The 20671-nt window shown below is 60.2% G+C and carries 14 protein-coding genes; 2 read left to right on the top strand and 12 right to left on the bottom strand.

All coding sequences use genetic code 11. The annotated features are described in order from the left end of the window. Positions 1 to 85: 85 nt before the first annotated feature. The 3 genes from QN222_RS19310 to QN222_RS19320 all read right to left on the bottom strand — a co-directional run bounded on the left by QN222_RS19310 (position 86) and on the right by QN222_RS19320 (position 6190). Positions 86 to 3049, bottom strand: coding sequence for an SPOR domain-containing protein (locus QN222_RS19310; protein WP_283960516.1), 2964 nt, complete (start codon positions 3047 to 3049; stop codon positions 86 to 88). Between the two features lie 63 nt (positions 3050 to 3112). After that, positions 3113 to 4873 (bottom strand): arginine--tRNA ligase, encoded by a 1761-nt coding sequence (argS, locus tag QN222_RS19315; RefSeq protein WP_284005554.1) that lies wholly within the window; start codon positions 4871 to 4873, stop codon positions 3113 to 3115. A 99-nt stretch (positions 4874 to 4972) separates the two neighbouring features. Next, on the bottom strand, positions 4973 to 6190 hold the full coding sequence (locus QN222_RS19320) for a deoxyguanosinetriphosphate triphosphohydrolase (RefSeq protein ID WP_283965080.1): 1218 nt from the start codon (positions 6188 to 6190) through the stop codon (positions 4973 to 4975). A gap of 214 nt (positions 6191 to 6404) precedes the next feature. On the opposite strand from QN222_RS19320, the gene erpA reads away from it, so the two are divergent. Next, positions 6405 to 6737, top strand: a complete 333-nt coding sequence (gene erpA, locus QN222_RS19325) for an iron-sulfur cluster insertion protein ErpA (protein ID WP_180940984.1) — start codon at positions 6405 to 6407, stop codon at positions 6735 to 6737. Between the two features lie 123 nt (positions 6738 to 6860). On the opposite strand, the gene QN222_RS19330 is transcribed toward erpA, so the two are convergent. Next, entirely contained in the window at positions 6861 to 8324 is a 1464-nt protein-coding gene (locus QN222_RS19330; protein WP_283965079.1) for a phospholipase D-like domain-containing protein, read from the bottom strand. 208 nt (positions 8325 to 8532) lie between these two features. On the opposite strand from QN222_RS19330, the gene xth reads away from it, so the two are divergent. Beyond that, positions 8533 to 9324, top strand: a complete 792-nt coding sequence (gene xth / locus QN222_RS19335; protein WP_283965078.1) for an exodeoxyribonuclease III — start codon at positions 8533 to 8535, stop codon at positions 9322 to 9324. A gap of 9 nt (positions 9325 to 9333) precedes the next feature. Here xth and exoR read toward each other — a convergent pair whose 3' ends face one another. From exoR to exbB, 8 genes are all read right to left on the bottom strand, one after another. Then, positions 9334 to 10140, bottom strand: a complete 807-nt coding sequence (gene exoR / locus QN222_RS19340) for an exopolysaccharide production regulator ExoR (protein WP_180941440.1) — start codon at positions 10138 to 10140, stop codon at positions 9334 to 9336. A gap of 478 nt (positions 10141 to 10618) precedes the next feature. After that, entirely contained in the window at positions 10619 to 11860 is a 1242-nt protein-coding gene (locus QN222_RS19345) for an OmpP1/FadL family transporter (protein ID WP_283965077.1), read from the bottom strand. A gap of 481 nt (positions 11861 to 12341) precedes the next feature. After that, a complete protein-coding gene (locus QN222_RS19350; RefSeq protein WP_283965076.1) occupies positions 12342 to 15185 on the bottom strand; it encodes a valine--tRNA ligase in 2844 nt (947 codons plus the stop codon). A gap of 233 nt (positions 15186 to 15418) precedes the next feature. After that, a complete protein-coding gene (locus tag QN222_RS19355) occupies positions 15419 to 16219 on the bottom strand; it encodes a PopZ family protein (RefSeq protein ID WP_283965075.1) in 801 nt (266 codons plus the stop codon). A 276-nt stretch (positions 16220 to 16495) separates the two neighbouring features. Beyond that, positions 16496 to 17866, bottom strand: a complete 1371-nt coding sequence (tolC, locus tag QN222_RS19360; RefSeq protein ID WP_283965074.1) for an outer membrane channel protein TolC — start codon at positions 17864 to 17866, stop codon at positions 16496 to 16498. Between the two features lie 279 nt (positions 17867 to 18145). Next, on the bottom strand, positions 18146 to 18805 hold the full coding sequence (locus QN222_RS19365) for a protein-L-isoaspartate O-methyltransferase (RefSeq protein WP_283965073.1): 660 nt from the start codon (positions 18803 to 18805) through the stop codon (positions 18146 to 18148). Between the two features lie 348 nt (positions 18806 to 19153). Beyond that, positions 19154 to 19579 (bottom strand): TonB system transport protein ExbD, encoded by a 426-nt coding sequence (gene exbD / locus QN222_RS19370; RefSeq protein WP_283965072.1) that lies wholly within the window; start codon positions 19577 to 19579, stop codon positions 19154 to 19156. Positions 19580 to 19583: 4 nt separating this feature from the next. Continuing rightward, positions 19584 to 20579 carry a tonB-system energizer ExbB gene (gene exbB, locus QN222_RS19375; RefSeq protein WP_283965071.1) on the bottom strand — a complete coding sequence of 332 codons (996 nt, stop codon included), beginning with the start codon at positions 20577 to 20579 and terminating at the stop codon, positions 19584 to 19586. Positions 20580 to 20671: the final 92 nt, after the last annotated feature.

Here is a 20671-nt window from a genome sequence, read left to right on the forward strand (position 1 = left end):
CTCGATCATTCACAGACAAAGCGTCACCTCAAAAGAAAAGAGCGCGACATTTCTGCCGCGCCCGTCTTGTTGATCTTACCCGGAATTACTTCGTGACCAGGCAGCTTCCGCCGGCGCCCTTGTAGCGAGAGCAAAGCGCATTGGCCTCCTCCCGCGAGCCGGCCGGGATACGCACACGATAATAGGTCCCCTTGCCGGCGATCTCAGCCTTGCGAATATCGACCCCGCGGCCGCCGATGACGCTGGCAAACTTCGCGGAGAGGCTGTTGTAGCTCTTCTGCGCTTCGGCTTCAGAAGGCAGCGAGGCGATCTGGATCACATAGCTGCCCGCGGGCACGGAGGCGGTCGCAAGCGGTGCGGCCGGCGCTGCATTCGCCGTTTCGATCGCGGGCGCGTTTTCCGCCGGCGTTTTCGCAACATTCGCCGAGGCACTGGAAGCAGCTTGGCCCTTCGGACGCGTCTGCGGCACGGGAGCCGCTTGGCCACCGATCGCTGTTGTCTTCACGCTACGTACAGCGACCTCTTCGATGGAAGCATCGCTTGGAGCAGCCAGGGCAGCCTTTTCGGCACCGGCGGGCGGTTGCCCGCTGGGACGCAGCTCAGATCCGGCGTCTGCGACAGTTGCCTCACCTTTGGACCCGGCGGCTGCGGCCTGGCCGGAAGCGGTCGCCGGAATGGATTCGTTGACGCTTGCCGTCGCGTCGTTCGCCGGCGGAACCACCGGCTCTTCGCGGGCAACCAACGTGCCGTCGGGCTTGACGATCATCGTACGGACCTTGCGCGGCGCCACCGCAGGAGCTCGTTCCTCCTCGGCCGTCGCGGCATCGCTCGTCTCTCCATCCGGCAGCAGGCGCGCCACTTCCTCTTCCTCTGCCGGGGCCGTCATTGCGTCGGCATCATCGCTACCTTCCAGCGGCAAAGTCTCCGGTGTCAGCGTTTTCTGGACCACATCCATCGGCTCTTCGGTCGAAGAGACCAACGCTTCCTGGCGCGGCGCATCTCCCTGAGCTCCAGCAACGCGATCGTAGACCGCCTTGTCCTGGTTCGGTACGGTCTTGCCGCCCTTCTCTTCCGGAACGACCTTCACCGGGTTCTTGTCCGCCAGAATGATCTTCGGACCGTCTCCGGTCAGGGCGGCAGTGCTGCCCCCCATCCAGGCGTAGACCCCGGCACCACCGAGGATGATGACGCCCGCCACGCTGGCGGCCAAAAGCATCGTGCGCTGGGAGCGGCGACCATAGCCCTGCTCCACGTATTCCGAAGCACGATCCACTTTTGGTGCCAAGCGCTCCGTGTCTTGTGTCGCCTGTTGACGTTCAGCCATCGAACGCTGGAAGTCCTCTTCCATCGCCTTTTCGAACTCGTCGAAATCATCGGCTACCGACGCCTGGGGACTTGCCTTCGCTGCGGCTGGAAGTGCCGCCGCTGCATGGGCGCCGTGATCCTCGACGCGCGAACCGTCCCGGGGCCCCGGCGTGCTGAAAAGCTGCGCCATTTCCGCGTCGATATCGAGATCGTAGTCGGTCGCATAGGCGGCTGGTTTTTCTTCGACTTCCAGCGCCGGCAACTGCGGCACGTCGACGTCCGCGATCGGCGCCACGCCGCTTTCCGGCTCGGCGATCATTGCGGGATCGAACGGCAGCGCGCTTTCGGCGGGTTCTTCTTCCTCTGCAATCACCTCCGTCGATGCCTGCGGCTCGTCGTGGCGGACTTCGGCTTCAGCCGGAACCGACAGCGCCTGCAGGAAGGGCTGTGCCGCCGGTTCGATCAACGCAGGATGCGCAACGATCGGCTGCTCAGCTGCGGCGTGGACGGCTTGCTCCGCATCAGCCTTCGGCGGGTCTATGTCCAGGGCGAGCTCCGACAGCTCCAGCTCGAAATCGTCGATGTCAAAGCTGGGTTCCGGCTCGACCGCGGCCACTTCCTGAACGGGCTCCGGCGTTGCCACTGGCAAAGTGGCTGGCGTGGCAGGAATCTTTGCGACCACAGGCTCGGCGATCGGAGCAGCAAACGCGCGCTGCTGCGATGCACCGGAGGCGGACGCGACCGGCGTCGCACGGCTGAAGGTGGGCTTAAAAGGATAGCTGCTCTTCTTTACGGGCGCAGCGGTCGCAGGCGCAGCGGGGCTTGCATGGAGCGCCGGATGGGCCTCCACCGCTGCCGCCACCAGACCTGTCGCGACGGGCACGGGAAAACGCTCGACATCAGCAAGCAACTGATCGACGTCGTCCGGGGAGCCGGACGAGGCCGCAGCCGGCACTACGGCTGCATTGACAACCGGCGTGGCGATTTCCGCGCTGTGCCTGGCAAGCTCATCCGCCATGTCGACAAAGACCGCATCCAAGCTCGCCGCCGGCTCGCCGGCCCGAGCGGCGGCCGCTGCATGAAGCGAAAGCGGTACGTGCATTGCCTCGAAGGCGGGCGCATCGAGCGCTTCATTCCGCGCCGAGTGCAACTCAATGCCACCGCTCGCGTGGCTGGCTCCGGAGCCTTGGGAATCCTGCGGGAGCGATAGATCTTCGTAGCCGAGCGAAAGTTCAAGCTCGCGCTCCAGATCGACCGCCGGATCGATTTCCGCGAGTTCGGGGACGTCGACAACATCGAGTTCGTCCTGCGTCACCGCATCGGCTGCGGGAGCAAGCGAAGCAGTGTCGTCGTGTCCGTCTTCGGCCGGTTCGGAAAGGGGAGAAGCACGATCTTCAACCGCGGCAACGGCGTACTCGGCAACGGGCTCAACGGGAGTGGGAGCCTCGGCATGATGCTGCTCCGCCACGCCGCCGGCGACCGGATGTTCGACAAGCCCGCTGTCCGGGTGAACCGCAACAGCGCGCGGAGCGTCGTAGCTATCAAACTCGCGGAGAAGCTCTTCCTCGAGGTCGAACGCGGGATCCCGCCGAACGGCCTCTTGGTGCCGCTGCAGTTCCTGCAATTGCTGAACGGCTGGCCGAGCATCGTAACCGACAATGCGGGCAAGTTCGCTCAACGGATCGTCGTCGGCCAATACATCGAATTCTGCCGGCCCGCTTCGTGCGAATTGTTTGTCTGCCATACTCTCCACTCACAATTGCCTGCGTTCGTTTGCCAGTGCATTGTGGGGAAATGGTGACAATACTTACCGCATCTCTTCCGGCGCTGAGGTGCCTGTAATAGACAGGCCTGACTTCAGTACCGAGGCGACAGCATGCACCAGCCCGAGTCTGGCAATGCTTAATTCTCGGTTCTTATCGTTAACAAAACGTAATTCTGGATTTTCTTTACCTTTGTTCCAGTGTCCGTGGAAGGCTGCGGCAAGATCATACAGATAAAAAGCGATTCGGTGAGGCTCCTGCGAGAGTGCCGCTGCCTCGATGACGCGGGGATATTCTGCGAGCTTCGCGACAAGCTGCATCTCGGCAGGATCAACGATCGCTCCCGTCACTGCCGTGGCAAGATCAAGCGACGAGAAATCAAGATCAGGGAACGCTTCCGCCGCCTGGCGGAACACTGAGCTGCAGCGTGCGTGCGCATATTGTACGTAGAAGACCGGGTTATCCTTCGACTGTTCGGTCACCTTGGCGAAGTCGAAGTCGAGAGGCTCGGTGTTTTTCCGGTAGATCATCATGAAGCGGACAGGGTCCCGTCCAACCTCTTCGACGACGTCGCGCAGCGTTACGAAGTCGCCGGACCGCTTGGACATCTTCACCGGCTCGCCGCCACGGTAGAGCTTGACGAGTTGGCAAAGCAGTACCGTCAGCTTGGCCGTCCCGCCCGACACGGCGCGAGCCAGTGCTTCCAGCCGCTTGACGTAGCCGCCGTGGTCGGCGCCAAGCACATAGATCATCTCGTTGAAGCCGCGGTCGAACTTATCCTTGAAGTAAGCAACGTCGGCGGCGAAATAGGTATAACTGCCGTCTGACTTGATGAGAGGGCGGTCGATGTCGTCGCCGACTTCCGTCGAACGAAACAACGTCTGCTCGCGGTCTTCCCAATCCTCCGGCAACTGTCCCTTCGGGGGCGGCAGCGTGCCCTTGTAGACATGTCCCTTGAAAGTCAGATCGTTGATCGCGGTGCGGATCCGCGTTGCATTGTTGTCGTGCAGCGTCCGCTCGGAGAAGAAGACATCGTGATGGACGTTCAGCGCAGCCAGGTCCTCGCGGATCATCGCCATCATCGCGTCGATCACGCGCTCCTTGACGAGGGGCATCCACTTGTCGTCCGGCATGATCCGGAGGCTTGTGCCGAATTCATCCGCCAGCGCCTCGCCCACCGGGACGAGATAGTTACCGGGATAGAGCCCTGGCGGGATCTCCCCGATGTCCTCACCAAGCGCCTGCCGATACCGCAGGAACGCCGAACGCGCCAGGACATCGATCTGCGAGCCCGCATCGTTGATATAATATTCCTTGGTCACGTCGTAGCCGGCAAAGGCGAGAAGATTGGCCAGCGCATCGCCGACAACCGCGCCGCGGCAATGGCCAACGTGCATCGGCCCCGTCGGGTTGGCGGAAACGTATTCGACATTCACCTTGCGTCCCGCGCCGACAGTGCTGCGGCCGTAGTCGGTGCCGGCCCTCACGACGGAGGCCAGGAGCTTCTGCCAATAGGAAACCGACAAGCGGACGTTGATAAAGCCCGGTCCGGCAACGGTAACCTCGGTGATTTCCGGATCCTGCCTGAGTTTCTCGACGATAAGGTCGGCAAGCGCGCGCGGATTCATACCCAGCGATTTGGCGAGAACCATGGCGGCATTGGTCGCCACGTCGCCATGACTTGCATCGCGAGGCGGTTCGATATTGATGCGCCCGAAGTCAAGTTCGGATCGCTTTTCACGCACGATATCAAGCGCTTCTAGAATATTTTTAATTCTTGATTCGAAGTCTGTGAAAAGATTCATCTGATCCGTCCGCTTTTTCCAGCCTACCTGGAGAATGGCGCAAAACTCAAAAAGGAGGCCGGGTTCTTACGAACCTGCAGCCTCCGGGCGGGGGCGTCACTAGCGCAAATCAGGCGTGTGGTCAAACAAGCGCCTGTGCGCACTGATCGCGAAAGTGTCCGTCATCCCGGCGAGATAGTCTCCCACGTGGCGCGCCCGAACCGGTTCCGCCATCCCGACAATCTGGTCGATCCAGTAGTGTTCCTTCATCAAAAGCGGATCGGCCATGAAGGCACGGTAGAGATCGGTGACGATCGAGGCTGCTCCCTGCCGTATCCTCATCACCTCCGGATGGCGGTAGATTCGGGTCATCAGAAGGTGTTTGATCTGCCGGTCGGTCTCGCTCATCTCTGCCGAGAAGGTGGCGATCACCTTGCCCGCCTGCCGCACTTCGCTCGCACTTTGTGGCCGCACTTCACTAAGACGCGTCTGAGCCACGCCAATGACGTCCTCCACCATCGCAGTGATCTGGCGCCTCATGATCTCATGCGTGAAGCGGCTGCTTTCCAGTCGCGGATAGCGATCATGGACCTCACGCATCAACTGCGCGAGGAACGGAACCTCCTCCAGCATCTCGAAGGTGAGGTATCCCGCCCGCAGCCCATCGTCTATGTCATGGGTATTGTACGCGATGTCGTCGGCAATCGCTGCGACCTGGGCTTCGAGGCTTGCAAAGCTCGCAAGCTCGAGATCGTGCAGGACGCAATAATCGAGGATCGGCTGCGGGAGCGGGCCGCGCGTGCCCTCGCCCGCCAGAGTCATCAGCGGGCCGTTGTGCTTGACGAGACCTTCGAGGCTTTCCCAAGTGAGGTTCAGTCCGTCGAATTCCGCGTAGCGTCGCTCCAGCTTTGTGACGATGCGCAGCGACTGCGCGTTGTGATCAAAGCCGCCATAGGGTTTCAGCACCTCGTGCAGCGCGTCCTCGCCGGTATGCCCGAAGGGCGTGTGGCCAAAATCGTGCACAAGGGCGACGCCCTCCGCGAGATCCTCGTCCAGCTTCAGGGCGCGTGCCAGCGCGCGTGCGATCTGCGCAACCTCGATCGTATGCGTAAGGCGGGTGCGGTAGTGGTCGCCATCCGCGGCGATGAATACCTGCGTCTTGTGCTTCAACCGGCGAAACGCCGTCGTATGGACGATGCGATCGCGGTCACGCTGGAAATCGGAGCGTGTCGGGCTCCCAGCCTCGAGATAGAGCCTGCCGCGCGTAGCCCAAGGATCCGACGCAAAGACGGCATGCTCGCCGTAACCGAAGCCGAGGGCCTGTCTGTCGAAAGTCATTTCTCACCTGTGCCGGCCGTCCCATTGACGGGACATTCAAGCCTTCATACCTATAGTGTACGCTACAGGAAAGCCGCGGCGAACTGTCGTGAGGGTCCTGAAGACAGATCAATGGTTTGGCAGCAGGACTTCGGGCCGATTTTTCGGCTGAACGTTCGGAAGGCCAGGCGCGAAAACGAATCTCTCCGGTTCTTGACCCCGGCAGGAGGCATCTATGACACAGGAAACAGTGACCCTTTCAGATGCGGCTGCCAAGCGCATCGCCGCAATTCTCCAGACGGAGAAGAACAAGAACGCGATGCGTGTCTCCGTCGAAGGTGGCGGCTGCTCCGGTTTTTCTTACAAATTCGATCTGGTCGACGCCGAAAACGATGACGATCTGGTGCTCGAAAAGGGAAGCGCCAAGGTTCTGATCGACAGCCTATCCCTCGTCTATATGGGCGGCTCGGAAATCGATTTCGTCGATAACCTACTTGGCCAGTCCTTTCAGATCAAGAATCCGAACGCCGTTGCAAGCTGCGGCTGCGGGACGAGCTTTTCGATCTGACGAAGGTCAGCGCTTCACCTCCTGCAAGCAAGCCCTACAGCGTCGTGCGTCTTTCCAGACGCGCAAAGGATTGCTGCATGTTTTTATCCTTAAATCGGGTCGATTTAAGGAAACAGGCAGTAGCTAAAGATAGGGTGACCCCAGCCAAAGCAGGCGGTTCGCCAGACGATTCGGGAAAGGCTGATTGCGCAATCCCGCAAGGGTAACCTCCTCCGCCGACGTCAATGCCGCGCAGATCTTGCTGCTGACTGCCTGCGCAAACGCGTCGTCGAGGACCTCGAGATCGAACTCGAAATTGAGGCGCAGCGAGCGCGGGTCGAGGTTGCTCGAACCGACATAGGTCCAACGCTCATCGACGACCATCAGCTTGGAATGGTTGAACGCTCCCTGTGCCCGCCACACTCGGCAATGGCCTTTGAGAACCTGGTCGAACTGGGCGGTCATTGCCCTGTCGATGAGGGTCAGATTGTTGACGGCCGGCACGACGATGTCCACTTCCACGCCCCTGCGGGCGGCGGTCACCAGGGCGCTGACCAGTTCCTTGTCCGGAAGGAAATACGGCGACATCAGGCGGATATGCTTGCGCGCAACCGAGAAGGCGCCCATCAGCATCTTATGATTGGTCTCATTCGTGCTGTCCGGACCGGACGGAACCGCGCGCATGAGGACTGGGGGCGTGTCCGGTATCTCCTCGGGCACGCCGATCTTCCATTCATCGCCCTCAAGGCTCTCTCCGCTTGAAAATTGCCAATCCTCCGCGGCGACCTGGAAAACGTCGGCAACGACCGGTCCGGTGACACGGAAATGCGTGTCGAACGAGGCCGCCTTTCCCGCCACTTCGGTCGTGAAGCCGGCGCGAATGTTCATGCCGCCGGCGAAAGCGACAACGCCATCAATGACCAGAATCTTCCGGTGGGTTCTGAGATTCGCATAGGGGAGCCGCAGCCCCATGATGATATTGCCGTTGAATACCGCGGTCGGTACCCCGCCTTCCTTCAGATAGCTGACGACGCTCGGCACCGAATAGCGCGCCCCGACCGCATCGATCAAAACCCTGACGCTGACGCTGCGCTTCGCCGCCGCAATGAGCGCATCGGCAAAGCGCAGGCCGATCGGATCCCTGTCGAAGATGTAGCTTTCAATGAGGATGCTGCGGCGCGCACCGGCAATTTCCTCAAGCATTGCGGCATAGACGGTATCACCGCCTTCCAACATGGTGATGTGGTTTCCGGTCGACATCGCGTGCCGCGCGACCCTGTCCCCCAGCATCTTCATCGCAGCAAAGCGATGTCCGAAGCGGACGGCGACTTCGTCGTGCGTGACGTCGTAACGGCCGAACTGATCTGCCCCTCTCGGGCGCAACAACGAGCGCTGCAGGCCGATGGACGTACGGCGAATGCGATTGATGCCCGCAACCGCGTAGACCACCGCCCCTATCACCGGCGACAGGAGGACGACGCCGACCCAGCCGGCGGCGGCGCGTACATCGTCCTTGGTCATCGCTGCGTGGACGATCGCCGGTATGCCCAAGGCGAAGGAGAGCAGCGCCAGAAAATGCGGCCAGTAGTTTTCGACGAACGCGATCATGCCGGGGACTATAGAGCCAGACAGGGCGGAATCAATTCCTGCAACCGTCAGCAGAAATGCGGCGCGCGGAAAGCGAGATCGCGCCGCGCCCGATGGTTTCCCTTGAGCGGCGCCGATGTTCCCAGGTATCGGATTTGTCAAAAGAATTCGCAGCCGCTACAACGAATCGTCCGCAAGGATTCACGTATAAGAAAGGCGATGCTGGCCCATGAAGATTGCCACCTGGAACATCAACGGCGCCAAGGCGCGCCTCGACGGCCTCGTCGCCTGGCTCAAGGAATCAAACCCGGACATCGCCTGCCTGCAGGAAATCAAATCAGTGGACGAGGCGTTTCCGAGGAGTGAGATCGAAGCACTCGGCTACCACGTAGAAACGCACGGCCAGAAGGGTTTCAACGGCGTCGCACTGCTCTCGAAAATGCGGCCAGACGAAGTCAATCGCGGCCTGCCGGGAGACGAGATGGACGAGCAGGCACGCTTCATAGAGGGTGTTTTCTCCCTCAAAGGCGGCGCGATCCGCGTGTGTTGCCTCTACCTGCCGAACGGAAATCCCGTCGACAGCGAAAAATACCCTTACAAGCTGAGTTGGATGCAGCGTCTGGCGACCTTCGCGGAGCAGAGGCTCAGGCTCGAAGAACCGCTCATTCTCGCCGGCGACTACAATGTCATTCCGGAAGCCCACGACTGCTGGGACGTCAAGGTCTGGCAGAACGATGCGCTCTTCCTGCCGGAAACGCGAGCGGCTTTCCGGCGTCTTCGCAATCTCGGATTCACCGACGCCGTGCGCGCCACCTCGGACGAGGTGCGGCTCTATTCATTCTGGGATTATCAGGCCGGATGCTGGCCGAAAAATTTCGGCATTCGCATCGATCACCTGATGATGTCGCCCGAGGCCGCCGACAAGCTCTTGTCCACGTCGATAGAAAAACACGTGCGCTCCTGGGAAAAACCGTCCGACCACGTGCCGGTCGCAGGCGAATTCGCCTTCGAAGCGGCGTAGTCGCAGGGGCTAGTCGTCGTCTGCCTGCAGGTGCATGTTCTGCGACATGGTGATCGCCACGCGGCGATCGTCTTCAGTCGCCAGCGAGAAGGCCTGCTCCTGCATCGACTGCAGCCAGGGCTTGTCCTTCGGCGAACACTGGTCAAGCGCCGCGGTCATGTAGGCAAGGCCACGAACGGTCTGGCCTTCCTGAAAGATGACGTTTCCGAACACGCCCATGGCTCCGGCATGGCCATTCTTGCGTGCGCGGTTCAACCACTTCTTGGCCTGTTGAACATTGACGGTGCCGCCCTCGCCCGAAAGCAGCATGCGCGCCAGCTGAAATTGCGCCTCCGCGACACCGAACGTCGACGCCGCCTGGAAATACAACTGCCGGGCCTGTGCCAGGTCCACCTTCACCGGGCTGTCGGGAATGCCGCGCCGATAGTAGCCGGCAAGCGAGATCAGCGCGTTGACAAAATAACCCGTGTCTTCCGACCCGGGTTCGACGCCCTGCTGGGCAATTTCGCTGTAGATCTTGAACGCCTCTAGATCGTTCTCGGTGACCCCGTCGCCATAGGCATACATATTGGCGAGCGCCCAGCGCGATCCCGTATGTCCCTTTTCGGCGGCATAACGATAAGCCTCGACCGCCTCGTCCTTTCTGCCGTTCTTGTAGGCGGAAAAGCCAAACTTGAAGAGGGCGAACGGGCCGGATTCCTTGGAAACGCCCGCTCCCGGATCGAACGCTCGAGCGGGCCCTGCGGTGGAGGCACCAACCGCCAGCGACACACCGAGCACCGCAATCCTAAGCGACTTGAATTCACCCGCGAGCATCACAATCAATTTCTTCCGTTCCAGCCGGCAACGCCGAACTCACCACCGCTGCAAACATCAATCTGTGCACGGTTGCTTGCCATTCGAGTGCTCACAGATCCCTGGCAAGGCTAAGACCATGCGTATCTGTCGCCAAATTTTCCCGCACATCTCCTCCCCCAACGCCGATCACGGATCGGCAAGGCGTTTGATGCCAATTTCGACGGGATGTCCTGACAGCACACAAACTCAATTCACCTCAAAACGCAGGTACTGCACTCGATCGCACATTTGTGGCTATCATCGCTGCTCTCATTTTGTGGCGGGAAATGGACATAGTTGAACCGGCCACGATCCTAGCAAACCATAGCAGCAAATGTGTTGCTGAATCGTCACATTCATGAACGCTCATAAAAGTGATGCCGTCAGCCGAAAACACCCGCGCTGATAAAAGTAAGGCCCGGTGAAAACCGGGCCTTTAGCGCTCTAATCAATGGGGTCAGAACTTGACCTTTAGCGATGTTGAGATCGCGCCTACGAAATCATTGTCGAAGTCATAGGAAACGTCATCGCCGATGACCTGTCCATCGAACGTAACCGGTCCTGAGCTGCCGCTGGTCAAGATCCCGACACTTCCGGCAAGGCGAACCTCGACATTCTGGGTGGGCGTGTAGGAAACGCCTGTGCCGAGTAACCAGGTGTCGGTCTGGGTGCCATAGCCGTGGCTGGTGCCACGGTCCCAGGTCAGGCTGACTGCCCCGCTCCACTGATCGTTGAACTTGTGCCCGATGCCGCCGCTGATCGTCCAACCATCGCGATAGAGGAGGTCAAGGGTCGTGCATGGCGTGAGCGCCGTTACAGTAGCCGGACAGAACTTGACAACCTGCAACTGGCTCCAATCGGTCCACTTGACAGAGCCGAATGCCAACCACCCCGGAGCAATACCGGACTGCACTTTAAGTTCCAGCGAATCCGGCATCGACGCGGAACCGCTGACATCGTACTTGGTGAGGCCAAGCTGACGGAGGTCGATGAAGCCTGTCAGATCGTCGAGATCAACAGCGCTGTTATAGACGAGGCTCGCCCGCATTGCATATTCGGGGATTTCGTAGGCTACGCCCGTTCGCCAGCCCCAGCCGTTGTCCTCCAGTTCGAGACGTCCAACGCCCGAAAGGCCGAATGGCAAGAACGCGGGATCCTGAACAAGCCGCTCTTTAAAGCCTCCGACCTCCTGATAGAAGGCGCCCCCAATCACACGAACGTAGCCGGGACCCATCTCCCACTTGTAGGAGCAGGTCGCCGCGTAGTTGTCGCTTTCAACCTTTGTCTCGATGTTGTTGTTGGCACCGGCCCAGTTCTGGCCGGGATTGGTGTGGGCGCCCCAAGGCTGCGAGTAGTCCGCCATACAGTCAATGCTGTCACCCAAAGCAGCCTTAACACCAATACGGGGCGCCCAATAACTTTCCGTGTCGTCCACGCTGTTAGGACGACCATTCAGGTTCCCTCCGCCAAACTCCCCCGCTAACGGATTTGTAGGCGCGGGGTTTGTATCCCGGACATTCTTCAGTTCACGCTGCGGATTGACGTAAGTCGCCGTTGCTTCGGCAGCATAATCCGACGGGTCGAACAACAAATCGATATTGTAACCGCTGCGCTCAAGCCCCCCAGCGTGCGCAGCCGATACCACGAGCATTCCGGCGACGACCGCCAAAATGCCCCGCGTCATTCCACTTTGAGCCATTAAGCTCCTCCCCTGCACTTTCAGTGTGCGACAATCCAGCTCCTGTCGCGCTTGGCGGGGAGTATCCTCACGATTGCATGAAATGGCAAACCGCGGACTCGCGGGATTAGCCGGCGGATAGACCATCAGATTTACGTAAGAATTTCATGATCTAGACACAATTCCGGAATTGGGGAACGGTTTTCCAATGAGCGCCAATCATTCCGTATAGTTGAAAAAAATATTCCACTTCTACGGCGAGGTGTGACCGCGGAACAACAATTTCGCTTTTTGCGCCGTTCAGGCGCAAGCATCTTTGGGGAGGCAGTGAGTAAAACTAAGGCGTGTATTGCCGCGCTCAGTCGCGTCGCATCAACGTCTGATTCGAATATCCTGGGTGCGGAATAGAAAATCCGCGGCATTTCTACCGCGGATTGCAATTTGTTCCAAGCATTCGAACCAAAGCGACGCGAATCCAGATGGAATGCGTCGTCCTGTTGCTTTAACCCGCTTCCGACACGCGGCTGAGGGCGACCCCAAGCGAATCCTTCTGCAGGTCCAGTTCCACGAGCCTTTCGCGCTCTGCCTCGACCAACTCGGCCTTGGCGTTGGCGACAAATTTCTCGTTGGCGAGCTTACCGAGAATTCTCTCGCGCTCGACCTCAACCTTGGCGATTGCCTTCTCCAGCCGGATCTTCTCTGCTGAAAGGTCGATAAGGCTGCCGAGCGGAAGGCAGGCTGTCGCTTCGGCGATGACGATCTGGGCGCTGCCGCGCGGCGCTACTGCCGCATGCTCGATGCTCTCCACTCTAGCAAGGCGCTTTATCGCCGAGGCATGCCGGTCAAGGCGCTCGCTGGTCAGCCCATTTGCGCCGACGATCACGAGTGGCGCCGTCGCTGCCGGCGGAACGTTCATTTCGGCGCGCACCGAGCGAATGCCCGAGACGAGATCGATCAACCAGTTGATTTCGTCTGCGGCAGCATCATCCGCGTAGAAGGCTGACGGCCATTCCGCGTGACACAGCAGCGTCTCACGCTCGCGTCCGGGACCAGCGGTCTTCTCCCAAAGCTCCTCCGTCATGAACGGCATGAACGGATGCAAGAGCTTGTAGGTCTCGTCCAGCACGTAAGCGACGCAGGCCTGAGACTCGCGCTTGGCCTCTTGGTCCTCGCCGTTGAAAACGGGCTTCAAGAGTTCGAGGTACCAGTCGCAGAACTGGTTCCAGACAAAGCGATAGAGACCGCCGGCCGCTTCGTTGAAGCGGTACCCGTCGATCGCCTCCGTTACGTCGCGGATCGTTCGCGAAAGCTCAGTCAGAATCCAGCGGTTGATGGTCAGCGACGTGGCTTCTGGAATGAACCCTTCGCTGTTCGTCACGCCATTCATCTCGGCGAAGCGCGTCGCATTCCAGAGCTTGGTGCCGAAGTTGCGGTAGCCGGCAATGCGGGCCGGATCGAGTTTCACGTCGCGCCCCTGCGCCGCCATGATCGCCAGGGTGAAGCGCAGCGCGTCGGCGCCATATTCGTCCATCAGTTCCAATGGATCGATGACGTTGCCTTTCGACTTCGACATCTTCTGGCCGTTCTTGTCGCGAACGAGCGCGTGAACGTAAACGGTGTGGAACGGCTCGACGGGCGTGCCGTCGGCGTCCTTCATGAAATGAAGGCCCATCATCATCATGCGCGCGACCCAGAAGAAGATGATGTCAAAGCCCGTCACCAGAACATCCGTCTGGTAGTATCTTTCGAGTTCCGGCGTTTCGTTCGGCCATCCGAGCGTCGAGAACGGCCAGAGCGCGGACGAGAACCAAGTGTCCAGCACGTCCTCGTCGCGCGTGAGGATCTCGCCCGGCTTGAAGTTTTCGAGAAGGTCTTCGACATAGGCCTTCATCGGTCCTTCGTGCGCGATATAATGCTGGATCGCGGCATGCAGCGCCTCTTCTTCGGTCTTTTCCACGAAGATCTGGCCGTCGGGACCGTACCACGCGGGTATCTGGTGCCCCCACCAGAGCTGGCGTGAAATGCACCAGGGCTGGATGTTCTCCATCCATTCGAAATAGGTCTTTTCCCAGTTCTTCGGAACGAAGTTGGTCCGGCCCTCCCTGACCGCGGCGATCGCGGGCCTGGCCAAGGTCTTGGCGTCGACATACCATTGCTCGGTCAGGCGTGGCTCGATCGGTACCCCGCCGCGGTCGCCATGCGGCACGGTGTGCCTGTGCGGCTCGATGTGATCGACAAGCCCCGCCTCTTCGAGGATCTCGACGATCAGCCTACGGGCCTCGAAACGGTCCTTGCCTTCGAGCTGATCCCAGGCGCCGTGAAGCGCAGCCGGATGATCGAGGTCTTCAAGGAAGTCCTCGTTATTCTGGATCGTGATCCGCCCGTCCGCAGTCAGGACATTGACCTGGCGAAGTCCTCTCCGCTTGCCGACGTCGAAGTCGTTGAAGTCGTGGGCCGGCGTCATCTTGACGGCGCCGGTGCCAGTCGCCGGATCGGGGTATTCGTCGGCCACGATCGGAATCCGCCTCCCGACGATCGGCAGTATCACGTGCTTGCCGACGATACCCTTGTAGCGGACGTCATCCGGATGGACCGCGACGCCGGTATCGCCGAGCATCGTCTCCGGACGCGTGGTGGCAACGACCAGGTAGTCGCGGGTCTCCCATTCCGTCCCGTTGCCGTCGTCATCGAAGGCCACAGGATGCTGGTATGTAACGCCCTCTTCCAGAGGGTACCGCAAATGCCAGAGATGGCCATTGACCTCGACTTGCTCGACTTCGATATCCGAGATCGCCGTCTGCAGTTTCGGGTCCCAGTTGACGAGGCGTTTGTCGCGATAGATCAGGCCTTCCTTATAGAGGCTGACAAAGACCTCGATTACGGCCTCGGACAAGCCGTCGTCCATGGTAAAGCGTTCGCGCGACCAGTCGCACGACGCCCCCAGCCGCTTCAACTGGTTGAAGATCAGACCACCGGATTCGGCTTTCCACTCCCAAACCTTTTCAACGAACGCCTCACGCCCCATCTCACGCCGACCGGGCAGTTTTCTCTGCGCGAGTTGACGCTCGACGACCATCTGTGTGGCAATGCCGGCGTGATCCATGCCCGGCTGCCAAAGCACATCCTTGCCGCGCATACGCTCGAAACGCACCATGATGTCCTGCAGCGTGTTGTTCAGCGCATGGCCCATATGCAACGAGCCCGTCACGTTCGGCGGCGGAATCACAATGCAGAAGCTGTCGGCGCCGGGCTTTGCACCGGCGCCAGCACGAAACGCGTTTTCTTCGTCCCACTTCTTGGCGATACGCGGGTCGACGGCTGCGGAATCGTAGGTCTTATCAAGCATTTTTCGGCCAGTTTTTTTTGGAAATTGATGTCAGCGTTTTGTAAACCGGAAGGCCCGGCGCAAGTCAACACAAACGGCAAAAAAGCCGCAAGCGATCACGCCCGCGACTTTACAGCGCTGCGCGTCCTATGGACGCGCTAAGGTCGCTGTAGCACTTTGAAGTGCTGCATGATTTTGTCCTTAAATCGATTCCGATTAAGGAATCACGCAGTAGCTCTCCGCAGAAGCCCGCGTCAGCGACGAGGACCGCGCGCGACGCGTTCGATTTCCTCGCGCACCAAACGCTCGACCAAGGTTGGCAGATTATCATCCAGCCACTCCTGCAGCATTGGCCGAAGCATCGCTTCCGCAATCTCGTCGAAGGAACGCCTGGGTCCCTGCTCGACAGCATGGGCAAGGTCTTCGAATGAGCGCGCCACCTGGCGGCTGACGACCGGCGACACGATCGCGCCCAGCGGCGTCTCTTCGGTGTCGGCCACTTCTTCCCGAACGGTCGCCTGTGACGACGCGTTGGGCGCGGAAACCATCCGCTCTGCGGCAACATTCCCGACAGGCTCGTCTTCCGCCTTCCTCGCACTCGCGTTTACCGGAGTCGCAGGCGAAGAGACCGCCGCCATCCGCGAGGTAATTACCGGATTATCCTGCACCGGAGGCGCAGAGGCCGGGCCGACGTGATCCTTTGAAGCATAGTTCACTGCGTGGCGTTCGGAGGCGGCTCTCACCCTTGCCGCCACGTCGGCGAGGGAAAGCGGCGGTTGCGGCGAAGCCTGTGTTTCTGCCGTACTGCCGGTTGCGTCGGCCGCAGACACATAGGACTGCGTCCTTGACGAAGGACGAGGTTCTTCGGATGCGCCGAACGCGGCCGCCTGGATTTCCGAGTCGATTGTCAGTTCGATGTCGTCATCGGCTTCGTCTTCGAACTCTTGCGGGACAGAGGATCCTATCTGCCCTGGCTCGTTGTTCTCGATGATCTTGCGAATGGACGCCAGAATCTCGTCCATCGAAGGTTCACGCGCGACATTGAGCTGTGCCATTTCCATCCTCGTTTGGTGCGGCCAAACACGGGCTTGAAAAGCATCCATGTGCCGATTTCAAACAGACCTTAGGTGAGTTCGCGGACGAAACAAACGTCACGAATCAACCATGGAGATTCTTGCACAGATTTGTTTTTTGGGGCAGATGCCGTCTGCCCCCCTACTGCATGCTTCCTTAAATCATAGCCGATTCAAGGATAAAAACAGGCAGCAATTCAAAGCGCTGCAGTGTCCCTTGCGCGTCTGATAAGACGCGCGGCGCTGTAGTTCATGCGGTCAGCGGCCATCGACGGTCCGCAGACCGAACCACTTGTCCTTGACGGCTTCGTAGTGCTCTTCAGAGCGATATTCGGCAACCGCGAGACCTTGAGTCTTGACGGTCAGCCGGCCCATGGCCGCGAGCAGCGAATAGCTCGCCACGACGGCGTCGCGCTGCGCGCCGGCGAGCGCCTCTTGCGCGTCCAGAACGTCCTGCTGCGAATCGAGCACGTCGAGCGTCGTGCGCTGCCCGACCTTTCGTTCTTCGATAACGCCCTCGAGCGCCAGGTTGGCGGCCGAAATCTGCGACCGGCTGGCGGTGATTCGGGCGAGCGCGGAATCAAGCTGAGCGTAGGCCGAGACGACGGTCTGCTGAACCGAAGCCCGTGCGGAATCGACAAGGATCCGCTGCTGGCCCAGGATTTCCTTAGCCTGGCGTATCTGTCCGTATTCAGCGCCGCCCTGATAGATCGGCACTTCCAACCGCGCCGTCACGCTTGCGGTGGTATCGTCCAAACCGTTGCCGGCGTTACCGGTATTACGCGTCACCGCCCCCTGCAGAACGACGCCGGGCAGCATCGTGCCTTCGGCCGACTTCACCTGGAAGCCTGCCGAATCGACTGCATATTGCGCAGCCAGAATCTGCGGGTTCTCCCGCAAGCCTGTAGCCACCGCCTGATCGAGGGATCTCGGCATGCTTTTGCTGGCCGGCGCCGGCTGCCTGATTCCCGTCGGAGTCGCGCCAACAATCTGCACGTAGACCGCTTCACTTTGCTTGAGTTGGGCGATCGCGCTCACAAGCAACGACTGCGCATTGGCGAGTTCGGCTTCCGCCTGGCTCACATCGGTCCGCGTTCCTTCACCCACCTCGAGGCGAGCTTGCGAGGCGTTCAGCTGTTCCCTCAGGAACGCGAGGTTCTGCCTGCGAATCGAAACGACCTGCTGGTCGCGAGCGATATTGGCATAGGCCTGCGCTGCCGCGAGAAGGATCTGGATTTCATTCGCCTTCAGCGTTTCGCGGCTGGAAAAGACGTCCGATTCGGCAGCTCTGACGTTGTTCAGTGTCTGGAACCCGTCAAAAATCATCTGGGTAATGCTAATGCCAACCTGCCCGCTGTGAAGATCGCGAGTGCCGGTTTTCTCGATGTCAGTGCGGGTTAGCGTACCGGTCGCCGAGGCCGAAACCTGAGGCCGGAAGCCGGACTTGGCAATCGGAACCCCTTCATCGGTGGCGCGAAGGCCGGCGCGTGCGGCATTGAGATCCGGGTTGTTCGCATAGGCCTTCGCCATTGCGCCGGCGATCGTCTCTGCCAGCGCCGCGTGCGGCGCAATCAGCACACTGGTCGAGACAGCCGCCCACAAGGCTGCTTTGCGGACAATCGACACCATCTTCCCTCCGATCAGCCAAGGCAGCTGGGCCGCCCCGCAATTACCAGCAAGTCCGCATCAGGCGACCTGCATAACTATCGTGGTGACATGCTCGTGCACCCATCGGCGAGCAAATCACTACCCCTGTGCTCTTTGAAACCCGGATTCGGTCTTGCGACAACTGTCCACTGACGCTCGCAGTAGCCATTTCAAAAAGAAACAGAGAATACGTTGCCAATTGGCAACATTGCGATTTTGGTAACAACACTTCTATGCTGAGCGTCACCAATATGAGGTGCCTCAGAAAACAAAAGTACGCTCGCGGCGAAATCCGGGAAGAGGCTTGACGGCCGTGTTGAAGTCCGACCGTTCCGAGATCCTGCCGAATCCGCGCACATAAACTTTCGCACGAGATGCGTTACTAAATCCTTCAACCGCCACGAGGCGCCCGCCGTCGCGCAGTTGCCCGAAAAGGCCCGCCGGTATCGTTTCCACAGCGCCGTTGATGAAAATCACGTCATAGGGAGATTCCGCGGCGTAGCCTTCGGCAAGGTTGCCGGTCACCACTGCAATATTGTCATAGCCGAGGCGCGCGAGCGTCGCAGTCGCCGTAGCAGCCAGCCCCTCGTCGCTTTCCAGTGCGACGACAGAGCCGGCAATCAGGGATAGCAATGCTGAGGCATAACCCGTCCCGCAACCAATCTCGAGCACGACGTCGGACTTGGAAATTCCGGCGAGTTGCAACAGCTTCGCGAGCGGCGATGGCTCCATCAGATAGCGCGGCTCGGCGCCGCCAACGAGTTCGATGTCGGCATCGATATAGGCCAGTTCCTTTAATTTTGCGGGCACGAACTCCTCGCGAGGAACAGAAAGGAAGGCGGACAGCACCGAATGAGAGTTCACATCGGTGGTCCGGACCTGATTGTCGACCATCTTAATGCGCGCTGCTTCGAAGTTCATGGTACTGCCCTCGTGTCCCGGATAGGCGCGGCGCCGGTGTCCGGAAAATCCGCGCGATCTTGCATCTGGCTGCCGATGCGCAGCCCGTTGCTAAGCTCATAAATCGGCGCACCGCCGGTTTCAAGCGACAGCGACATTTCGGCGAGCAAAAAGGGAAGGATGGCAACAGCTCATGACAAGAGCCGCAGCACCTCCATGACGACGAGCGTAGCGACGTGCCCCGTGATCGGCCGACCACTCGGAGCGGATCGCTCAAAGATTCGATTTCAGTAAGACAGGCAGTCCCTCGAAGCGTCGCGACAAATCTTGAAGCCAAGGGCTGCGGGTGGCTAGAGAAAGCGGGATGCCCTAGCGCCCGGGCGCCGCCTCGAGACCGACAAGAGCGATCTTGCTGTAGCCGGCACCTTGAATGAGATTCATAACCGTCATCAGTTCGCCGTAGTCGACCAAGCGATCCGCGCGCAGGAGAACGCGCGTTTCCGTGCTCCCGCTCGTTATCCGATTGAGTTCCGAAACGAAGCTTTCGCGGGCCGTTTCCTCGTTGCCGATCGCCAGCGTCAAGTCTGCCTTCAACGTCACGAAAACCGGCTTGTCGTCTCTTGGCGCTGGCTTGGCCACGGATTGCGGCAGGTCGACCTTCATGTCGACGGTCGCCAAGGGTGCAGCAACCATGAAGATAATCAGCAGGACGAGCATGACGTCGATGAAGGGCGTCACGTTGATCTCGCTATTCTCGTCGAGATCGCCACCGCTTTCGGAAATCCTTCCCGCCATCGCCTTATCCGATCCTGGTTATCGAAGCATCGACATAGCCATCGCGCCTCTGCGGCTGCGCCTTGCGCACATGTCGATGGTCGAGGTCGCGGCTCACCAATCGCTCCACCGCTGCCGCCGCATCCGCCAGGATGAGCTTGTAGCCGCCCACCGACCGCGCGAAGTAGTTGTAAATCACCACCGCGGGAATGGCCGCGACAAGACCGATAGCCGTTGCCAGCAAAGCCTCGGCAATACCGGGCGCGACGATCGCAAGGTTGGTCGTCTGCGCTTTACTGATGCCGATAAACGAATTCATGATCCCCCAAACCGTACCGAACAGCCCGACGAAGGGACCAACTGAACCGATCGAAGCCAGTATGCCGGTGCCGCCGCTCATCTGCTTGCCGGCACGAATCTCGATACGGCCGAGTAGCGATGACACGCGCTCTTTGATGCCGGTGGCGGGAGCATGATCCAGAACCGCCTCTGAACGGGCCATTTCGTCGACCGCTGCCGAGACCATTTCCGCAGCAACGCCGGCCTTGCGGTCGAGCCCGGCCTTGACCTCGGCGAGGCCATCCGCAGCGCTGAGCACTCGGACGGCGCGCTTCAGCCGCGATTTTGCACCGACGAGTTCTATCGTCTTCACAAGGAACATCGCCCAGGTGACGACGGATGCCATCGCCAGGCCAATCATCACACTCTTGACGACGATATCGGCGGCAAGAAACATGCCGATCGGCGAAAGATCGTGCGGAAGGACCGGGTTGGCGCTTGCCCCGGGCGCCGCGGCGTCGACAGACGCAGGCAGCGCTGACGCGGCCGTGACACTCGCTTCGCCGCCGGTGGCGGCCGGTTCCGTAACGGCAGCTGCCGAGCCCTGTGCTTGCCCGGCAACTGCCGCGGGGGGATCTTGCCGTACCGCCTGGGCGAAGCCCGTCGAAACCGCTCCGACAAGTGAAATGGCGAGCGTTGCCGCAAACAACAGATTCAATTGCGGCCGGGTCCGGTGTGACATCTCGTTCCTCACATATTGTGCGCCTGTCTTGCCGCCTGGCTGCGATGCAACCCGGGGACGAGCAAGCCTGCCTTCGCATGCTCTCTACGACG

The sequence above is a fragment of the Sinorhizobium sp. 6-70 genome (assembly GCF_030124375.1).
Lineage (GTDB): Bacteria > Pseudomonadota > Alphaproteobacteria > Rhizobiales > Rhizobiaceae > Sinorhizobium.

Excerpts from the sequence above, each read along its gene's own strand:
- QN222_RS19365 (WP_283965073.1), bottom strand. The coding sequence starts at position 18,805 with ATGAACTTCGAAGCAGCGCGCATTAAGATGGTCGACAATCAGGTCCGG.
- tolC (WP_283965074.1), bottom strand. The coding sequence starts at position 17,866 with ATGGTGTCGATTGTCCGCAAAGCAGCCTTGTGGGCGGCTGTCTCGACC.
- argS (WP_284005554.1), bottom strand. The coding sequence starts at position 4,873 with ATGAATCTTTTCACAGACTTCGAATCAAGAATTAAAAATATTCTAGAA.
- QN222_RS19310 (WP_283960516.1), bottom strand. The coding sequence starts at position 3,049 with ATGGCAGACAAACAATTCGCACGAAGCGGGCCGGCAGAATTCGATGTA.
- QN222_RS19350 (WP_283965076.1), bottom strand. The coding sequence starts at position 15,185 with ATGCTTGATAAGACCTACGATTCCGCAGCCGTCGACCCGCGTATCGCC.
- QN222_RS19320 (WP_283965080.1), bottom strand. The coding sequence starts at position 6,190 with ATGACTTTCGACAGACAGGCCCTCGGCTTCGGTTACGGCGAGCATGCC.
- QN222_RS19345 (WP_283965077.1), bottom strand. The coding sequence starts at position 11,860 with ATGGCTCAAAGTGGAATGACGCGGGGCATTTTGGCGGTCGTCGCCGGA.
- erpA (WP_180940984.1), top strand. The coding sequence starts at position 6,405 with ATGACACAGGAAACAGTGACCCTTTCAGATGCGGCTGCCAAGCGCATC.
- QN222_RS19330 (WP_283965079.1), bottom strand. The coding sequence starts at position 8,324 with ATGATCGCGTTCGTCGAAAACTACTGGCCGCATTTTCTGGCGCTGCTC.
- xth (WP_283965078.1), top strand. The coding sequence starts at position 8,533 with ATGAAGATTGCCACCTGGAACATCAACGGCGCCAAGGCGCGCCTCGAC.
- exbD (WP_283965072.1), bottom strand. The coding sequence starts at position 19,579 with ATGGCGGGAAGGATTTCCGAAAGCGGTGGCGATCTCGACGAGAATAGC.
- exoR (WP_180941440.1), bottom strand. The coding sequence starts at position 10,140 with ATGCTCGCGGGTGAATTCAAGTCGCTTAGGATTGCGGTGCTCGGTGTG.
- QN222_RS19355 (WP_283965075.1), bottom strand. The coding sequence starts at position 16,219 with ATGGCACAGCTCAATGTCGCGCGTGAACCTTCGATGGACGAGATTCTG.
- exbB (WP_283965071.1), bottom strand. The coding sequence starts at position 20,579 with ATGTCACACCGGACCCGGCCGCAATTGAATCTGTTGTTTGCGGCAACG.